Annotated in this window: 12 protein-coding genes and 1 pseudogene; 3 read left to right on the top strand and 10 right to left on the bottom strand. The window is 60.0% G+C overall.

Features of this window, described 5'->3' with window-relative positions; all coding sequences use genetic code 11:
* Window positions 1–47: 47 nt before the first annotated feature.
* Together ABWY06_RS25580 and ABWY06_RS25575 are read left to right on the top strand one after the other, a co-directional pair.
* Window positions 48–1,174 (top strand): annotated as a pseudogene (locus ABWY06_RS25580) (acyltransferase family protein).
* Window positions 1,175–1,672: 498 nt separating this feature from the next.
* Complete coding sequence (locus ABWY06_RS25575; protein WP_353928400.1) at window positions 1,673–3,619, top strand: acyltransferase family protein; 1,947 nt, start codon at window positions 1,673–1,675, stop codon at window positions 3,617–3,619.
* Between the two features lie 105 nt (window positions 3,620–3,724).
* On the opposite strand, the gene ABWY06_RS25570 is transcribed toward ABWY06_RS25575, so the two are convergent.
* The 3 genes from ABWY06_RS25570 to ABWY06_RS25560 form a co-directional block, all read right to left on the bottom strand.
* Window positions 3,725–4,708 (bottom strand): hypothetical protein, encoded by a 984-nt coding sequence (locus ABWY06_RS25570; RefSeq protein WP_353928399.1) that lies wholly within the window; start codon window positions 4,706–4,708, stop codon window positions 3,725–3,727.
* Between the two features lie 598 nt (window positions 4,709–5,306).
* Entirely contained in the window at window positions 5,307–7,244 is a 1,938-nt protein-coding gene (gene acs / locus ABWY06_RS25565; RefSeq protein ID WP_353928398.1) for an acetate--CoA ligase, read from the bottom strand.
* Between the two features lie 35 nt (window positions 7,245–7,279).
* A complete protein-coding gene (locus ABWY06_RS25560; protein WP_353928397.1) occupies window positions 7,280–8,464 on the bottom strand; it encodes a DJ-1/PfpI family protein in 1,185 nt (394 codons plus the stop codon).
* Window positions 8,465–8,593: 129 nt separating this feature from the next.
* Between ABWY06_RS25560 and ABWY06_RS25555 the strand changes: the two genes are divergently transcribed.
* A complete protein-coding gene (locus tag ABWY06_RS25555; RefSeq protein ID WP_353928396.1) occupies window positions 8,594–9,583 on the top strand; it encodes a GlxA family transcriptional regulator in 990 nt (329 codons plus the stop codon).
* Window positions 9,584–9,674: 91 nt separating this feature from the next.
* Here ABWY06_RS25555 and pgi read toward each other — a convergent pair whose 3' ends face one another.
* The 7 genes from pgi to ABWY06_RS25520 form a co-directional block, all read right to left on the bottom strand.
* Window positions 9,675–11,339: a glucose-6-phosphate isomerase gene (gene pgi, locus ABWY06_RS25550; protein ID WP_353928395.1), complete on the bottom strand. Its 1,665-nt coding sequence runs from the start codon at window positions 11,337–11,339 to the stop codon at window positions 9,675–9,677.
* A gap of 86 nt (window positions 11,340–11,425) precedes the next feature.
* Complete coding sequence (gene panD, locus ABWY06_RS25545) at window positions 11,426–11,806, bottom strand: aspartate 1-decarboxylase (RefSeq protein WP_353928394.1); 381 nt, start codon at window positions 11,804–11,806, stop codon at window positions 11,426–11,428.
* Between the two features lie 66 nt (window positions 11,807–11,872).
* Window positions 11,873–12,733: a pantoate--beta-alanine ligase gene (gene panC, locus ABWY06_RS25540; protein WP_353928393.1), complete on the bottom strand. Its 861-nt coding sequence runs from the start codon at window positions 12,731–12,733 to the stop codon at window positions 11,873–11,875.
* Window positions 12,730–13,530 (bottom strand): 3-methyl-2-oxobutanoate hydroxymethyltransferase, encoded by an 801-nt coding sequence (panB, locus tag ABWY06_RS25535; RefSeq protein WP_353928392.1) that lies wholly within the window; start codon window positions 13,528–13,530, stop codon window positions 12,730–12,732. Before panB ends, panC begins: the two co-directional genes overlap by 4 nt.
* Before the next feature lie 179 nt (window positions 13,531–13,709).
* Window positions 13,710–14,192 carry a 2-amino-4-hydroxy-6-hydroxymethyldihydropteridine diphosphokinase gene (gene folK, locus ABWY06_RS25530; protein WP_353928391.1) on the bottom strand — a complete coding sequence of 161 codons (483 nt, stop codon included), beginning with the start codon at window positions 14,190–14,192 and terminating at the stop codon, window positions 13,710–13,712.
* Window positions 14,189–15,583 (bottom strand): polynucleotide adenylyltransferase PcnB, encoded by a 1,395-nt coding sequence (locus ABWY06_RS25525; RefSeq protein ID WP_353928390.1) that lies wholly within the window; start codon window positions 15,581–15,583, stop codon window positions 14,189–14,191. Before ABWY06_RS25525 ends, folK begins: the two co-directional genes overlap by 4 nt.
* Before the next feature lie 801 nt (window positions 15,584–16,384).
* Window positions 16,385–17,821, bottom strand: coding sequence for a sigma-54-dependent transcriptional regulator (locus ABWY06_RS25520; RefSeq protein ID WP_353928389.1), 1,437 nt, complete (start codon window positions 17,819–17,821; stop codon window positions 16,385–16,387).
* Window positions 17,822–17,832 lie beyond the last annotated feature (11 nt).

Here is a 17,832-nt window from a genome sequence, read left to right as displayed (position 1 = left end):
AGTATGAAATTAGGCCAATAAAGCGGATCGATGCAGGGGAGAAAGCAATGACGGCATATCCAACAGGCGCTTCGCCCGATTTGGTCATACAGCCAATAGAGGCACTGCGGGCGTTGGCCTGTTTGATGGTCGTGTATTGCCATATTGTAGGTCGGCCGGTCGTTGTATTTAATGAGAGCTGGGGGCCCTATACGCTGATCAGTAAATTCATCACTGCTCCATTGGGAATTATTCAGAACTTTGGTTTCCTGGGGGTGGCTTTGTTTTTCATGATTAGCGGATTTATCGTTACCCATACGAGTCTTTCCGAAAATCGCGGAGCTTTCTAGTAAAGCGGCTATTCCGAATTTACCCCGCGCTCTTTGTGGCGGTGGGTGCAACTGTATTATTGGTGAAGCAAGCTGTCGCCGCGGGGTTGACTGATGGGGCCATTGGCATAGGGTATACCGATGCAGTGCTTTCCGCGTTTGGAGTTTCTACAGGACTTACAAAAAAAGCCGTCCTGGATGTCGGTTGGACCATCACCATTGAGCTGCTTTTTTACGCACACATATTGGTATTTTTGCCATGGTTAAAAGCAAAGCCGGCGTTAACAATCTTGTTGTTCACTGGGTGGTCGATCCTCTTGACATATATCGGAAAGGTTCATCCCCATTTCCTGCCTTGGCCATTCGGTGTTTTTTCATTATTAGGTGCATTTTTTCCGATATTTTCAATAGGCATGGTAATTTATTTCAACTGGAGTGGGCGCATAGCGATGAGCACCGCCACTGCATTGGGAGTTGCGCCATGGGTTGCATTGATCCTAAATTTCGGTATTGCCCATCCAGAGAAAATCCCCACCCCTGGCTCCCACACTACACAGGTTGCCTATGCACTGTTTATCTGTATTTCGGCGTTGTGGATATATGCTAATTGTGCAATAAAAAATAATGGCCTAGTCAGGTTTTTTGCAAAAATTAGCTACTCCCTTTATTTAATTCATTTGCCATTTGGTTTCGCAATCAGCAGCCTTGTTTATCCGCGCTTCGGATTGTCAATAGCCTTGGCCGCGAGCTTTGCTGCGGTGGTTGCTCTCTCTGCAATCATCTACTATTTAGTTGAAAAGCCAGCGCAAAGGGGAGGGCGGGCATTTCTGTCCATGACTACTGCCGGCACGCGCGTCAACGAATAGCCTTGGAAATATGCCCATGAGCGTAGAGGCTGCGGTTCGCAATAGCTTGCCATTTTTGAAATTTTCGTTCTCTGGTGATTAGCGTATTGTGAATTTGTGGTGTGTTCAGTGAACGCTAGGCTCAAGGTTTTTTGAGGTAACCACGAAGAGGGCAGCGACAGTTAGCGTGGACGCAGATAGGACCACTACGGCTGCGGCACGGCAGTAATGCGTATCTACCTATAACGGAATTCGTTAAAAATATACCGGTCTATGGCATCTTCTGGCGCGGGGCTGTGACTAGGCATGGGCGGTGGGGCCTGCTACCATTCACAGCTGCGCTCTGCCACGCTATGAAGTGTCAGGTGTTACAGGAATTACAATGAGCGGTTCAGTTCGCTTAGAGTCTGAATATGAGTTTTTTTTATAGAGCGATTTGTATGCGGGGCTTAAGGCAAGTGCATCTGTTTATAAAGCATTGAATTTTCTACGTTGAGATGATCAGGAAGAGTTTTAGAGTTGAAAAAGATCTATAATCCGGAAATTGATGGTCTGCGCTCCGTAGCGGTTCTTTCAGTCATTTTTTTCCATTTTGGGGTGGCAGGTTTTTCCGGCGGTTTTGTCGGGGTTGACGTATTCTTTGTCATCAGTGGTTTTCTGATTAGCCGTCTTATTTTTTCTGAGGTGGAGCGTGGGGCTTTCAGCTATTCACGTTTTTTTAGGCGACGTGTGCGCAGGTTATTTCCCGCGCTTTTTGCCACTTTGGTAGGCACGTTTTTTTGCGGTGCGCTTGTGCTGGCACCAGAAGACCTGGAGAAACTGTCTGGTTCACTGGTGTATTCGGTATTTTCTCTTTCGAATATTTTCTTTTGGCAGCAAAGTGGTTATTTCGATACGGATGCGACGCTTAAGCCGCTGCTGCATACTTGGTCGTTAGGGGTTGAAGAGCAATTTTATTTAATCTGGCCGGTATGTATTGTCCTGCTTTATAAGACGCTTGGACGTAAATCGTTCCCAGTCCTCATGGCGCTGGCTGGAGTGGCCAGTCTGCTGGCTTGCGAGCGCGTACTGAGCAGCTCTCCGTCGGCTGCTTATTATCTGATGCCGTTGCGTGTATTCGAGTTCGTAGTCGGCGCCTTGCTGTTCTGGAGCCAATCCCTGCATGCGCTACCCGCCCGTGCGAAGGCGGCACTGGGCGTTTTTGGAATCGTGATGATTGGCTACGCTATTTACGCGTTCAACGAACTAACACGCTTTCCCGGTGCCAATGCACTCGTTCCTTGTGTCGGGGCTGCACTGGTGATTTACGCGGGCCAAGAGGGCGTTGTGGGCCGTGTGCTTGCTTCTCGTGTATGCGTTGGAGTCGGCCTGATCAGTTACTCACTTTATCTGACCCATTGGCCGCTCGTGGTGTTCTATAAATATATAACGGACCAGCAGCTGAGGCTTGCCGAACAGCTAGGTTTGCTGGTTGCGACTTTTGGGCTGTCGCTGATCCTGTATTTTTGGGTTGAGAGACCCTTTAGGCAGGTTCAGAGAGGTTGGAAGATACTGGGTGTGAGTACATTTGGGGTGGGTGTCGCTGTTTTTTCATTAATGATTATCTTGCCGGCTGCCCACGCTTGGGCTAATAAGGGATGGGCATGGCGTTTCAAAGATGGCGAGCAGTTCCTAACTCGCTACGATATCAATAATCTGAAATATGTATGGGCTCGATGGGAAGCCCTGCCGCCAAATAATGTCGTTGGGCCGGGAAAGAGGAATGTCTATTTGCTCGGTGACTCTCAAGCTGCCGATATGCTCAACGTCATTGAGTCCTCCAGTGTATTGGCTGCCAACAATGCGGAGGTTACCGTATATCATATTCCCTTTATGTGCGGAGCAGTGGTTGTCGATGCGGAAAAACTAGAACGGTTTTATGCGATCGAGAACAAGATTTTTCTCGAAACTAAGACGGCCAGAAAGGATTGTGAGGTGCCGCGAGCGGAAGGATTCGCTGTCGAGCGACTGAAAACCGCCGATCTTATAATTTTAAGCCCGTATTGGTGGGAGTACCTTGTTGGTTACTTGCCCGCAACGATTGAAAAAATTCGTGAGTCCTCAACGGCGCCTATCATTGTGGTCGGGCAAAAGCATATGCTGGCCAGCAGCACGAGTATTTTCATGAAGCACCAGACGCTGAACGGTATCGAATGGGCTGCTAGGCATTTTATCGATCCAAAGTCTGTTCGTGTTAATTCGGAACTGCAGAAAAGTGCTGGTAAAAATAACGTCTATTTTTTCAATCCGCTTGATATTATTTGTCAGGCCGCTATGGGTTGCAAAGTTTTTGGCAGCGAAGGTGGCCCGATAATGTACGATACCCATCATTTGACGCCTGAGGGAGCTGCATTTGTTGCAAGTTCTTTTAGTGAATGGTTATTAAGAAATATCTCACTCGCTGAAAAATCAGTTTCAGAGCGCTAGGTGTTTTTCGTGATGTCTGCTTTTGTCGCGGGGCGTTAGGGGTGTGCTAAGGCCGCGGAGTCTGTATCACTATCGCTTAAAAAGCGTTTTGCCGATGCCGCCAAGCTAGGCTTGGGCAGTACTATTGCGTTGGCTGAACAGCATCTGCGCGTGGAGGTAGAGGTGTCTGTCGGTACTCACGAGTTCTTCCAGTACCGTTGCTAACTGCGGCGTCAGTTGCGCACGCTCCGTTATCCTGTAGTTGCCAGGGTCACCTGTGATGTCGTTCAGCACCATTTTTTTCTGGATGCTATTGGGCACGGTCAAGTCCAGTGAGGTAAAGATCGATCGAACTGAAACGTCGTAGTGCTCAAGTAGGCCAAACGCCGTCATTTCCTGAAGACGCTTAAGGGCTATGTCGGCCTTTGCAGAAATATCGGTGAGCACGAGGTCTTGCGCCACAACTGGCCAGACTTCGATCGGCAGGTTGTCGACCAATGTCCGTGTCATGCCATTATTCAGATAGGGGTGCATTCGGACACTCGGGTGTCTGAAAAAAGCCACCGCATCGAGCTGAATTGCCAGCCGAGCCAACGCCCACTCATTACGCTCCACCACTTCCGGGCGATGGGCCCTGAGAAAATTGTAAAGAGACAGCAGGCGCGCAACTGGTTCGCGCAGAAAGGTAATGATCCGTTTCTCACCTGGGATCAGTTGGCAGGACACCAGGTCGTAGTGACCGGAGAAAAAGCGGTATTGCAGAAGTTGTCCTGCCGGCATATTTTTCAAACCGTTGAAACGCTCCGGGCAGACTTGCTCGTCGGCGAACGCCTGCCTCAGCAGGTCGTGCAAGGTGGTGCCCCCGGTCTTGGGGCAATGCAGAAAGACCACTTTTGGCACATGCACTGCGTTCCAGTTGGGGAATGCTACAGGCTCCTGGGGGAGGCGGGTGCCAGGCTGCAGTTGCCTGAATTCGTCGCTTTCCAGCAGCGATTTTCTGAGGGAGAGGCTGTCCTTATGCTGCTGATGGAAGGTGATCGACTGTTCGCTCTCGGGTTCGCGCCCTAAAATCAGCCGATAAGCCCAGATGACGGTTTCACGATCGATCATTTTAGTGCCTTGTTCGTTATCACATGGTTTCGACTATACCGGCTGCTCTCCAGAGCAGACAACGGTTGCTTAATCCCGCCCTGGTTGCTGCAACGAGGGGGGACGATGGCAATTACCAGCAGCCAGCAGCGACGTTACCTGGTAGCTGATATTTTCTGGTGGCGCCGGGGATTTTACGCGGACCTTCAAGTTTTCGTTGAGCGTAATCCTCGGGGCAAAGGCCGGTCGTACTATTATTTTGTACGGATTTTTCGCCACGGCTGAACCCTGTCTCGTGAGACGTTGTTGGACCGGGGGCATTTTCATGTGTCGATTGCTCGAGGCATACGGATCCGCTGACACCTGACGAGTGCGGTGTTACGCATCTTTGCCAATAATTCTTATGGGCTGTTCGATACGTTGGCCAGTCCCTTTACTGGGTGTCAACGCCAAAGCGGAGTTCAGAACGGGCCGACGCCGGTATCACGCGCTCGTTACAGGCGAACAGATAAAAAATCGAAACGGTTCTTGGGCGAGATCCATAAGGATTCAACCGCTGCTGCTGGTGCCAAGTGGCAGCTACCGGCGCACCGTTCAGCGGTGCGCCAGGCCCGGATGCTTAGCGGTTCAGTCGCGTCTCGATCAGCCCGTCGACCACCGAGGGGTCGGCCAGGGTCGAGGTGTCGCCCAAGCTGTCCAGCTCGTTGCAGGCGATCTTGCGCAGGATGCGTCGCATGATCTTGCCTGAGCGGGTCTTGGGCAGCGCGGGTGCCCACTGGATCAGTTCGGGCCGGGCAAAGCCGCCGATCTCCTTGCTGACCAGGGCCAGCAGTTCCTTCTTCAGCGCGTCGTCCGGCTCTATCCCATGCATGGCAGTGACGAAGGCGTAAATGCCTTGCCCTTTCAGGTCATGTGGGTAGCCGACCACCGCGGCTTCAGCCACCGCGTCGTGCAGCACCAGTGCGCTTTCCACTTCGGCGGTACCGATGCGATGCCCGGACACGTTGATCACGTCGTCGACCCGGCCGGTGATCCAGTAGTAACCGTCTTCATCGCGGCGTGCGCCATCACCGGTGAAGTAGTAGCCGGGATAGGGTTTGAAGTAGGTATCGAGCATTCGCTGATGATCGCCGTAGACGCTGCGGATCTGGCTCGGCCAGCTGGCCTTAATCGCCAGTACGCCGCTGCCAGGCCCCTCGATTTCCTGCGCCTGTTCATCCAGCAGCACCGGTTGTACGCCAAAGAACGGGCGGGTCGCCGAGCCTGGCTTGAGCAAGGTGGCGCCGGGCAGCGGGGTGATCATGATGCTGCCAGTTTCGGTCTGCCACCAGGTGTCGACGATCGGGCAACGCTGCTCACCCACTATCTGGAAGTACCACTCCCAGGCTTCGGGGTTGATCGGTTCACCAACGCTGCCAAGCAAGCGCAGGCTGCTGCGCGAGGTATTGAGTACCGGCTGGTCGCCTTCGCGCATCAGGGCGCGCAGGGCGGTGGGCGCGGTGTAGAAAATATTCACCTGGTGTTTGTCGATCACCTGCCAGAAACGCGAGGCGTCCGGGTAGTTCGGCACCCCTTCGAACACCAGGGTGGTGGCGCCATTGGCCAGTGGCCCATAGACGATATAGCTGTGACCGGTGACCCAGCCGACGTCGGCAGTGCACCAGTAGATATCGCCGTCATGGTAGTCGAACACGTACTTGTGGGTCATGGCGGCCATCAGCAGGTAACCGCCGGTGCTGTGCAATACGCCCTTGGGTTTGCCGGTGGAACCTGAGGTATAGAGGATAAACAGCGGGTCCTCGGCGTCCATTGGCTCCGGCGGGCAGTCGGCGCTGGCCTGGTGCAGGGCCTCGTGGTACCAGAGGTCGCGTCCGGGCGTCCAGTCGACCTGACCCTGGGTGCGCTCGATCACCAGCACGGTGCTGACGTCCGGACAATTCTTCAGGGCTTGGTCGACATTGCGCTTGAGCCCGACGTATTTGCCACCGCGTACGCCTTCATCGGCAGTGATTACGGTACGGCAGTCGGCATCCAGGATGCGGTCGCGCAGTGCGTCTGGAGAGAAACCACCGAACACCACCGAGTGCACCGCGCCGATACGGGCGCAGGCGAGCATGGCGTAGGTGGCTTCCGGCACCATGGGCATGTAGATGCACACCCGGTCGCCTTTTTTCACGCCGCGGCTTTTCAGCACATTGGCCAGGCGGCACACGTGATGGTGAAGCTTCTTGTAGGTGATCTGCGCCGACTCGCTGGGGTTGTCACCTTCCCAGATGATCGCGATCTGCTCGCTGCGGCTGTCCAGGTGGCGGTCGATGCAGTTGTAGCTGACGTTCAGCTGGCCACCCTTGAACCAGGCCCCCTGACCATTCAGCAAGTCGCCTTGGTAGACGCTGTCCCAGGGTTTGGACCAGTCGAGGAACGCCCGGGCCTGTTCGGCCCAGAAGATTTCCGGTTGATCCACCGATTGCTGGTACAGGCGCAGGTAGTCGTCGTTGTCCAAGTGCGCCCGTTGGCGTACCGCTTCGGCGACGGGGTGCTGGGTGATGGCGAGCATGGCGGGTCCTTTTTTGTTGTGATGCCACAAGCCGATTAGGGTGCACCCAAGCGCGCACCCGGTTCAAGTGCTGGCACGTTGTTAGACGTCGACGGCAGGGCGCGGGGGTATTCCAACTGCAGGGCGACCAAACGTGCACTGCTCTCGCCATACTCCCTGGCGATGGCGCCGAGGGTTAGCTCCAAGGCGGTGATGGGGTGTGCCGGATCCAGCGCCGGCAGCAGGCGGTCAGGCTGCTCTTCGCTGCCCGGCCTACTGTCCGGCAGCAGGCGCAACCCACGTCGCGTCAGTAGCGGTGCGCGCGACGTGGCCAGGCTGACGGCGGTGGAACGGTAGGTGCGTGAGTAGGCGTCAGCGGTCAGCGCCAGGGCGATTTCGTCGACCCCGGGGGCCACGGCGATGCCCAGGGTTTCATGGCGCCAGAACAGCAGCAGGTTGCGGGCGGCGCCGTAGTAATCCTCGAGACTGAGCCGAAAGGGTCTGCTGTCATGGATGTTGGACCATTCGGTGACACCCAGCTCCCGTGCCACCTCAGTCGCCCTGGCGGTGCCGGCAATGGCTTCGACCAGTGCCAGGGAGGCCGGGACCGCCGCCGCGGCGCCGCTGGTGGTGACGATCCGGCCGTCAACCAGATAGCGGCTGTTACTGTGCCACCGGGTGCCGGGGAAATGCTTCCGGCGTTCCGTTTCCGAGTACCAGTGACCAGTGGCACGCAGCCCTTGCAGCAGGCCGGCGTGGCCCAGTACCAGTACCCCGTCACACACGCCGATCACGGTCGCGCCTTTGCCGTACTGGGCGGCCACCCAGCCGGTCAGCTGCGCATCCTGGCTGTGGTGCACCGCCGGCACTATCAGGTAGTCGGCGCCCTCGGGAAAGCGCCGGTCGAAGTCCTCTATCGTGGCCTGCGCCTCGAATCGCAGGGCCGGCATCATGTGCAGCGGGCCCTCCCGGGTGGCGACGGCCAGCACGTCGGCTGTCGCGGATTGCTGCAGGATGCCATAGGGCACTACATAGTCGATCAGTTCGGTCATGCGGTTCTCACCGATCACCGCGACCACCGGACGGCTGCGGCCGAAGCGGGGCTGGTAACGCGTAAGGACAGCAGTGTGTGCCTCGGACGCGAGCAGCCCATTGCCGCCTGCGGTTTCCCGCGCGCCTGAGGTCAGCAACGCCGCGCCCAGTGCGCATAACACTCCCGACAGTAGCCATAACTGGCGCATCGCTCGATTCTCCTGGAAAGCGCGGCGCCGGGCCGGTGCCGCCGCTGAGGCCTAGCCTCCGCGCCAGCCAGTTGGCGTAAATGACATTCATCAGTGAAAATCTGCCAATCTGCCCGGCCAGGGGGCCTTATGTCGCTCGCACCTTTGTCAACCGCGGTCCCACACTCGGTGGTGGTGGTGATCTTTCCCGCATTCCAGCTCTTGGATGCCAGCGGTCCGCTGGAAGTATTCAGCGCGGCCGCGACCCTGCAGCCAGCGCCGCTACCCTATCGGGTGCGGGTGGTTTCGGTCGCGGGCGGGGCGGTGCAGTCAGGCGCCGGGCTGGCGGTGCTCAGCGAGCCCCTGCCGGAGCCCCACAGCCTGGCGGGCTGCACCTTGATCCTCGTTGGAGGGTTCGGGGTTTTGCCCGCCGCTGCGGAGGGCAGCCTGTTGCGCTGGCTGGTCCTGGCCGCCCCGCGTGCGTCGCGCTGCTGCTCGGTCTGCACCGGAGCCTTTCTGCTGGCCCAGGCGGGCTTGCTGGATGGCCGCACGGCCGTCACCCACTGGCGTTATGCTGCGGCCCTGCGGCGTTATTACCCCAAGGTTCGGGTGCTCGACGACGCGCTGTTTATCAAGGATGGTCCGATCTACAGCTCGGCCGGCGTGACCGCCGGTATCGACCTGTGCCTGAGCCTGGTGGAGGAAGACCTTGGCCGGGCGTTGGCCCTGCGGGTGGCCAAGGAGCTGGTGGTGCACCTGAAACGGGCCGGTGGACAGCGCCAATTCAGCGCCGAGTTGCTGGCGCAGACGGCGCCTGAGTGCGGGCTGATCGCCGACTTGAGCGCCTGGCTCAAGTCGCGGCTGCAGCAGCCGTTGAATGTGGAACTCATGGCGCAAGCCGTCGCGGTATCGCCACGCACGCTGCACCGCCGTTGCCAGGCCGAGTTGGCCATGACGCCAGCCCAGTACCTGCTGCGACTGCGTCTGGAGGCGGCCTGCCGACTGCTCGAAGGCGGGACAATCTCGCTGAAGCGCATCGCCCTGTTGAGCGGTTTCGGTTCGGAGTACAACCTGCGACGGGCGTTCGTCCAAGGGCTGCAGGTGACACCCAGCGAATACCGTTTGCGCTTTTGCCGTTAGGGCGTTTTTTGCGTGGTGCCGTGTCCGCGCCCTGAGTCCCTTGCCCGGCAGGTTGTCGGGCAAGGGCTCGTGGCACCGGGGCCTGTTGGCCCTAGCCGCGGTGGCGACCGCGGAAGTAGTCGATCAGGCCTTGGGTCGAGGCGTCCTCGGCAGCCGGCTCGTCGGACCCGGTCAGGCGCTGGTAGACGCCCTTGCCCAATTCCTTGCCCAGTTCCACGCCCCATTGATCGAACGCGTTGATGCCCCAGATGGCGCTCTGCACAAACACCTTGTGCTCGTACAGGGCGACCAGTGCGCCGAGGCGACGCGGGCTGACCCGCTCCAGTACCAGGGTGTTGCTCGGGCGATTGCCGGCGATCACCTTGTGCGGCGCCAGGCGCTGCACTTCGGCCTCGGGCAATGACTTGGCGCGCAGTTCCTGTTCGGCTTCCTCGCGGGTCTTGCCCAGCATCAGCGCCTGACTCTGGGACAGGCAATTGGCGTACAGCCACTGGTGGTGATCGGCCACCGGGTTGTAGCTGACCACCGGCACGATAAAGTCCGCTGGAATCAGCTGGGTGCCCTGGTGCAGCAACTGGTGATAGGCGTGCTGGCCGTTGCAACCCACCCCGCCCCAGATCACCGGGCCGCTTTCGCAGCTGACCGGGCTGCCGTCCTGGCGCACGCTCTTGCCGTTGGACTCCATGTCCAATTGCTGCAGGTGCTTGGTGATATTGCGCAGGTAGTGATCGTAGGGAAGGATGGCCTGGCTCTGGGCGTTCCAGAAATTGCCATACCAGATCCCCAGCAAGGCCAGCAGCACCGGCATGTTGCTTTCGAATGGCGCGCTCTGGAAGTGCTGGTCCATGCCATAGGCGCCGGACAGCAGTTCCTTGAAGTTGGACATGCCGATGGCCAGGGCGATCGGCAGGCCGATGGCCGACCACAGGGAGTAACGTCCGCCCACCCAGTCCCACATGGGGAAGATGTTCTCTTCGCGGATGCCGAACGACACCGCCGCTTCGCGATTGCTCGAGACGGCGATAAAGTGGCGGTACAGTTGTGTTTCCGGGCCGCCCTGGGCCAGGTACCAGCCACGGGCCGCCTGAGCGTTTTTCAGGGTTTCCAGGGTGTTGAAGGACTTCGACGACACGATAAACAGCGTGGTTTCGGCATGCAGTTTGGCCGACAGCTCATGGAACTCGCTGCCGTCGATATTGGCCAGGTAATGGCAGCGCACGCCCTTTTGCGCAAACGGCAGCAAGGCTTCGGAAACCAGCTGCGGTCCGAGGAAGGAGCCACCGATGCCGATGTTCACCACGTCGGTGATGGGCTTTTCGGTATAGCCGCGCCACAGGCCGTCGTGGATGCGCACCACCAGTTCGGTCATCTGGTTGAGGACCCGGTGCACTTCGGGCATCACGTTGACGCCGGCCACAGTCAGGCGTTCGCCCACCGGCCGGCGCAAGGCCGTGTGCAGCGCCGGGCGGCACTCCGAGGCGTTGACCAGGTCGCCGTCGAACAGCGCGCGAATCGAGCGATCCAGGCCCACTTCACGGGCCAGGCTGACCAGCAGCTCGCGGGTCTGGGGGGTGATCAGGTTCTTCGAATAATCGAGGAACAGGCCACAGCCACTCAGCGAGAACTCCTTGAACCGCTGGGGATCGCCGGCAAAGGCCTCGCGCATGCTGAAATGTTGCATGGTTTCGCGGTGCTGGCGCAGTGCCTGCCAGGAGGGCAGGGCCGTGACGTCGAGCGGGTGTTGGTAGTACGCCATGGGCTTGCGCTTCCTTATTGACGAGCAACCTTTGAACAGTAAAAAGCCCGGAGTGTTCCGGGCTTTGAAGTTTTCGCTGCGGGGGCTTAAGCGACCTGCACCGGAATCGCATTGCTGGTATGGCTGAGCTGGTTGCCCGGCGCCATGTAGAGCATGCGTGGCTTGAAGTTCGCCAGCTCGGCTTCGGCGTAATGAGCATAGGCGCAGATGATCACGCGGTCACCGACCTTGGCTTTGTGCGCGGCGGCGCCGTTGACCGAAATCATCCGCGACCCGGCCTCGCCACGGATGGCGTAGGTGGTGAAACGCTCACCGTTATCGACGTTATAGATCTGGATCTGCTCGTACTCGCGAATGCCGGAAAGGTCCAGCCAGTCGCCGTCGATGGCACAGGAGCCTTCGTAGTCGAGCACAGCGTGGGTGACTTCGGCACGGTGCAGTTTGGCCTTGAGCATGATGGCGTGCATGGCGGTTTCCTTGACGGTCCACAGACGGCGGCAGAGTGTGCCCGAACCCTACTGGGCGAGCAAGATTCAGTGTGGCGCTGCCACCTCGAAGGCCAGGTTGTCGATCAGCCGGGTGCTGCCCAGGTAGGCGGCCGCCAGGATGACCAGGTGGCGATCGTCGCTGCCGGCAGGGCGCAGTTGATCGGCTTCACGTATTTCCAGGTAGTCCGGGCGTAGCCCGGCTTTTTTCAGCTGGCTTTTGCCGCTTTTGACCAGTTTGGCGAAATCGCGCTCGCCCGCGTCTATGGCGGCTGCCAGTTGTTGCAGGGTGGCGTAGAGCGTCGGGGCGATCGCCCGCTGGGCTTCGTCCAGATAACCGTTGCGCGATGACAGCGCCAGGCCATCGGCGGCCCGTACGGTCGGTTCACCAATGATCTGCACCGGCAGGTTGAGGTCGCGCACCAGGGCGCGGATCACCGCCAACTGCTGGAAGTCCTTCTGGCCGAACACCGCGACATCCGGTTGCACCATATTGAACAGCTTGCTCACCACCGTGGCCACGCCTTCGAAGTGTCCGGGGCGACTGGCACCGCACAGGCCTTCGGACACCCCCGGTACGCTGACGCGGGTCTGCCCGTCCATGCCCTGCGGGTACATTTCCGCGACACTCGGCGCGAACAGCAGGTGGCAGCCGGCAACCAGCAGTGTTTCCTGATCGGCGACGAGGGTCCGCGGGTAGGTCGCCAGGTCTTCGCTGGGGCCGAACTGCAAGGGATTGACAAAGATGCTGGCGACCACGAAGTCGGCCCGTTGGCCGGCTTTTTCCACCAGCGCGGCGTGGCCGCTGTGCAGGTTGCCCATGGTCGGCACGAAACCGATCGAACGGCCTTCGGCGCGGGCATGGGCGACGGCCGCGCGCAGTTCGCGGACGCTGTGGACGGTGATCATGCAGAGAATCCATGTTCGGCGGTGGGAAAGGCCACGGCCTTGACCGCGCGTACGTAAGCGGCCAGCGCGGCGGGGACGTTCGGTTGGCCGTCGAGGAAATTTTTCACGAATTTGGCGGTGCGACCGGTCAGCGACAGGCCGAGCATATCGTGCAGGACCAGTACCTGACCGTCGGTGCCGGCGCCAGCGCCGATGCCGATCACCGGAATTTTCACCGCCTGGGTGATCTCGGTGGCCAGGTCGCTGGGCACGCATTCGAGCAACAGCATGGCCGCGCCTGCCTGCTCCAGGGCAATGGCATCGGCACGCATCTGCCGGGCCTGGGCTTCCTGGCGGCCCTGGACCTTGTAGCCACCGAGCAGGTTCACCGCCTGGGGCGTCAGCCCGAGGTGAGCGCAGACCGGTACGCCACGCTCGGCCAGCAGGCGAATGGGTTCGGCCAGCCAGGCCGCACCTTCGAGCTTGACCATATGGGCGCCTGCCTGCATCAGCGCGCCGGCGCTGTGCAGGGTCTGCTCGGCGGTGGCGTAGGCCATAAAGGGCAGGTCGGCGAGAATCAGCGCGCCCTGGGTGCCCCGCTTGACGCAGGCGACATGGTACGCCATGTCCACCAGGCTGACGGGCAGGGTGCTGTCATGGCCTTGCAGGACCATGCCCAGCGAGTCGCCCACCAACAGCACTTCCACGCCGGCCTGGCAGCAGGCCTGGGCGAAAGTGGCGTCATAGCAGGTGAGCATGGCGATTTTTTCGCCGCTCTGCTTGAGGCTTTGCAAAGTGGTCAGGGTAATGTCGGGCATGGGGAAGTGTCCTTATCGACCTAGGTCCTGCCGGGTTAACGGGGATGCCGGTAACGCCCGGCAGCCTCTCCGGTGCACCGGCTCGGGGCAGCGGGACGCCTATAGTCGTGATGGGGAAGGCTGAAGTCAATTGCGGGTGTTACCCCTGGTTACCGGCGTTACCTCGGCATGGGCCCCTCTCAGAGTCGCTCCAGGCCCACGAAAGGGCAGCCCTGCAACAGCTCGGTAAGGCGGCGACCATCGGGCAGCTGCAGTTCTGGCGCAATGTCCGCCAGGGGGTAGAGGACAAACGGCCGTGCCTGCAGATGATAGTGGGGAACGATCAGGCGCGGTTCGTCGAGCAAACGTTCGCCGAACAGCAGGATATCCAGGTCCAGGGTCCGCGGGCCCCAGCGTTCGGCTTTGCGCGTGCGCCCCTGACCCTGCTCGATCGCCTGCAAGGCATCGAGCAAAACCAGGGGTTCCAGCCGGGTATCCAGCGCGGCCACGGCGTTCACGTAACGCGGCTGGTCGGCGGGACCCAGGGGGTCGCTGGCGTAAAACGCGGAGTGTCGATGCAGCTGGGTGGCGGGCAGGGCCGCCAGCGCGGCCAGGGCCTGGCGCAATTGCGCCAGGGGGTCGGCCAGGTTGCTGCCCAGGCCGATATAGACCCGTTCGCTCATTCGCCGCTGGGCGTGCTGCGTTTACGTTTGGCGCCGCCGCTGCGCCGGCGTTTACGAGGCGCACCGTTAACGGCGTCTTCCTTGCTGCCCAGGTCGCGGATCATGCTGCGACGCTCGCTGTCGGTGGCGTCCTGATAATCCGTCCACCAGTCACCCAGCCCGCCGAGGTCTTCGCCGGCGTCTTCGCGCAGCAGCAGGAAGTCGTAGCCGGCGCGGAAACGCGGATTTTCCAGCAACAGGTCGGCGCGTTTGCCCTGGCGACGAGGCAAGCGTTCCTGCATGTCCCAGATCTCGCGGATCGGGATGGTGAACCGTTTGGGAATGGCGATGCGCTGGCACTGTTCGGCGATCAGCTGATGCGCCGCTTCCTGCATGGCGGGGATCGGCGGCATACCGCGGTCCTGCATCAACAGCACCCGCGCCGGCAGCGCCGGCCAAAGGAGCGCGGCGAAGAGGAAGGCGGGAGTGACGGTTTTGCCTTTGTGAATCCGCGAGTCGGTGCTGGCCAGGGCCAGGCGGATCAGCTTGTCGGTGTACTCCGGGTTGCGCTTGAGCGCTGCGGCACTGGCCGGAAACAGCGGTTCGAACAGCTCCAGCTCGATCAGCAATTCGTAGACGTACTCGGCGTACCCGGCCAGGAACAGCTTGAGCACCTCGTCGAACAGACGGGCCGAGGGGATTTCACGCAGCATCGGTGCCAGGCGGCGAATGGGCGCGGCGCTGTGCGGCTCGATCTCGAAATCCAGTTTGGCGGCGAAACGCACGGCGCGCAGCATGCGCACCGGGTCTTCCTGGTAACGCTGCTCAGGGTCGCCAATCAGGCGGATCTGCTGGTTACGGATATCGTGCATGCCGCGGGCATAGTCGAGGATGCGTTCGCCGGTGACGTCGAAGTAGAGCGCGTTGATGGTGAAATCGCGGCGCTGGGCATCGTCTTCCAGGCTGCCGTAGACGTTGTCGCGCAGGATCCGGCCGCTCTCGTTGCGCGAGGACAGGTTGCTGTCTTCGTCGTCATCACCTTCCTGGGGATGGTTGGCGCGGAAGGTGGCAACTTCGATAATCTCGCGGCCGAAGTGCACATGCACCAACTTGAACCGTCGGCCGATCACCCGGGCGTTGCGAAACTCTGCCCGGACCTGTTCGGGGGTGGCGCTGGTGGCCACGTCGAAATCCTTGGGGTCAATGTCGATCAGCAGGTCACGTACGCAACCGCCGACCAGATAGGCCTGGTAGCCTGCGCTTTGCAAACGTTCGACCACGCTCACCGCGTACCGGCTGAATTGCCCGCGGCGCAGCGGATGCTGCTGCGCGCTAAGGATTTCAGGCGTGCTGCGAACGTGTTTGGCGCGACGCAAGGGTGAACGCAAAGACTGGAACAGCTTTTTCAGCATGGGATGCACTGTTTGACGAAATGGTCGGCCAGCAGAACAAATGACCGCAGGGTAGGTGCGGATTCTAGCATTGAGTCGGGGGGAAGGTGTACGTGGCGAGGGGTGTCTGGCGAAGCTACTGGGGGAGCCGAGGCTCCCCCCCAAGTAGGTGCGTGCTTTGTTTTTATTATTATGTCGGACCTGTTGTTTTTGTTGTCGGTCCGTTCCCGTAAGCCTCTGGCTTCGAGAAAATCTCCCAATGAGGGAGTCAAGAGCAAACGTATTTTTTTGGATGCTGACGCTGCCATTGTCGTGCGACTCAACCAGTTCAGGCACTGCATGGGTGCAGTTTTATTGTTCTCGGCCTGGTCGTGGGGCAAGCCCCTTAGGCAATTCCTCTCCAAAAGAATCAGTTAGCTGCGCCTCCGCGTTGTTGTAGTTATTGTGCTGGAGTCGATACGTCTTATTTTTGTTGTAGGGGCCGTGCTTCTTATTGTTGTTGTACGGAAGTAATAGCAGGAGCCGTGCCAGTTTTTGTGAATCCTTATAAAACAAGGGCTTGGCGAATTTTGCTGTGCCGGTTGCGGTCGAAAATGGCGCTCTTCCCGTTACCATTAGACCCGGCTTTGTTACGAGGTGTGAGCGCGGTAACAGCGCTGGGGAACTCAACTCGCAGTGGCGTGGTCAGCGCTGGCGGCCCGTCGCTGTCAGCTCAGGAGGTATCAGCGCGGCAAGAAGGCATATTTCGCTAGCGTTGTGTCGGGGGAGACCGCGCGGGCGATCCGAGCCACGGCCTGCGCAGCCGTGGCGTCGATCGCGGTGTCAGGTGCCGGTGGCGGCACTGGTCTTGCGCCGCGGGATCCCCAGGCGCTGGCGGCGTTCCCACAGGCATTTGCGGCTGATGCCCAGCTTGCGTGCCAGTTCGGTTTCGGTCATGTGGTCCTGGTGCTCGAGGACGAAGTGCTGGAAGTAGTCCTCCAGGGACAGGTCCTCGGTGGGCTCATGGTTGCTGCTGGTGCTGCCTTGCTGGGGCGGCAAGCCGAGGAAGTCATCATCCACCAGGTCGCCCAGTTCGATGTCGATCCCCAGCAACTCGGCGCTGATCTGCGGGCTCTCGCAGAGGATCACCGCGCGCTCGATGGCGTTCTCCAGTTCCCGCACGTTACCTGGCCAGGAGTACTGACGTATCGCTTGCTCGGCATCCGGCGCGAAGCGCAAGTCGCTGCGACCCATGCGGGTGGCCTGGCGGGTGAGGAAGAGCTGGGCGATCTCGCTGACGTCGGCCCCGCGCTCACGCAGGGCCGGCAACTTCAGGGCAATCACATGGAGGCGGTAGAACAGGTCTTCACGGAACTGGCCGACCTTGGCCAAGCTTTTCAGGTCGCGGTGGGTGGCGGCGATCAGGCGGACATCGACCTTCTGCGATTGCACCGAGCCAACGCGGCGGATCTCGCCTTCCTGCAGCACGCGTAACAGGCGAGCCTGGGCCTCGAGCGGCAGCTCGCCGATCTCGTCGAGAAACAGGGTGCCGCCGTCGGCCGCCTCGACCAGGCCGGCGCGACCGGCGCTGGCGCCGGTAAAGGCGCCTTTTTCATGGCCGAACAATTCCGACTCGATCAGGCTTTCCGGAATCGCGGCGCAGTTCACCGAGATCATCGGCGCCTTGGCCCGGCGGGACAGGTTGTGCAGGGCGCGGGCGACCAGCTCCTTGCCCGTGCCTGATTCGCCCTGGATCAGCACGGTGGAGTCGGTGGGCGCGACCTTGCGGATCTTGCTGTACAGGTCCTGCATGGGGATGCAGGAGCCGATGATGCCGATCTCGCCATTGCTGGCATCCGCGCCCTTGTCGCCCTTGTCGCCCTTGTCGGCGCCACGGGTGGCGGGGGCGCTGCGGTCGCCTTTGTTTTCCAGGCGGTCGCGCAGGATGCGCGCCACTGCCTGCAGCATTTCGTCGTGGTCGAAGGGTTTGGCGATGTAATCGACCGCGCCCATCTTCATCGAGTCCACCGCCGAACGCAGGCTGGCGTAGCTGGTCATGATCAGCACCGGGGTGCCCTGGCCGAGCTTGATCAGCTCGGTGCCGGGCGCGCCGGGCAGGCGCAGGTCACTGACGATCAGGTCGAAACTGGCGATGCTGAACCGCTCCTGGGCTTCCTGCACCGAGCCGGCTTCGCTGACCTGGTACTGGTTGCGCTCCAGCAGGCGGCGCAGGGCCGAGCGGATAATGGTTTCGTCTTCGACGATCAGGATATGAGGCATTAAATTCGGTC

Origin of the sequence: Pseudomonas sp. (genome assembly GCF_040514055.1) — a bacterium.
Lineage (GTDB): Bacteria > Pseudomonadota > Gammaproteobacteria > Pseudomonadales > Pseudomonadaceae > Aquipseudomonas.
Note: the sequence above shows the minus strand (reverse complement) of the source record. Positions and strands in the feature narration are given on the sequence as shown.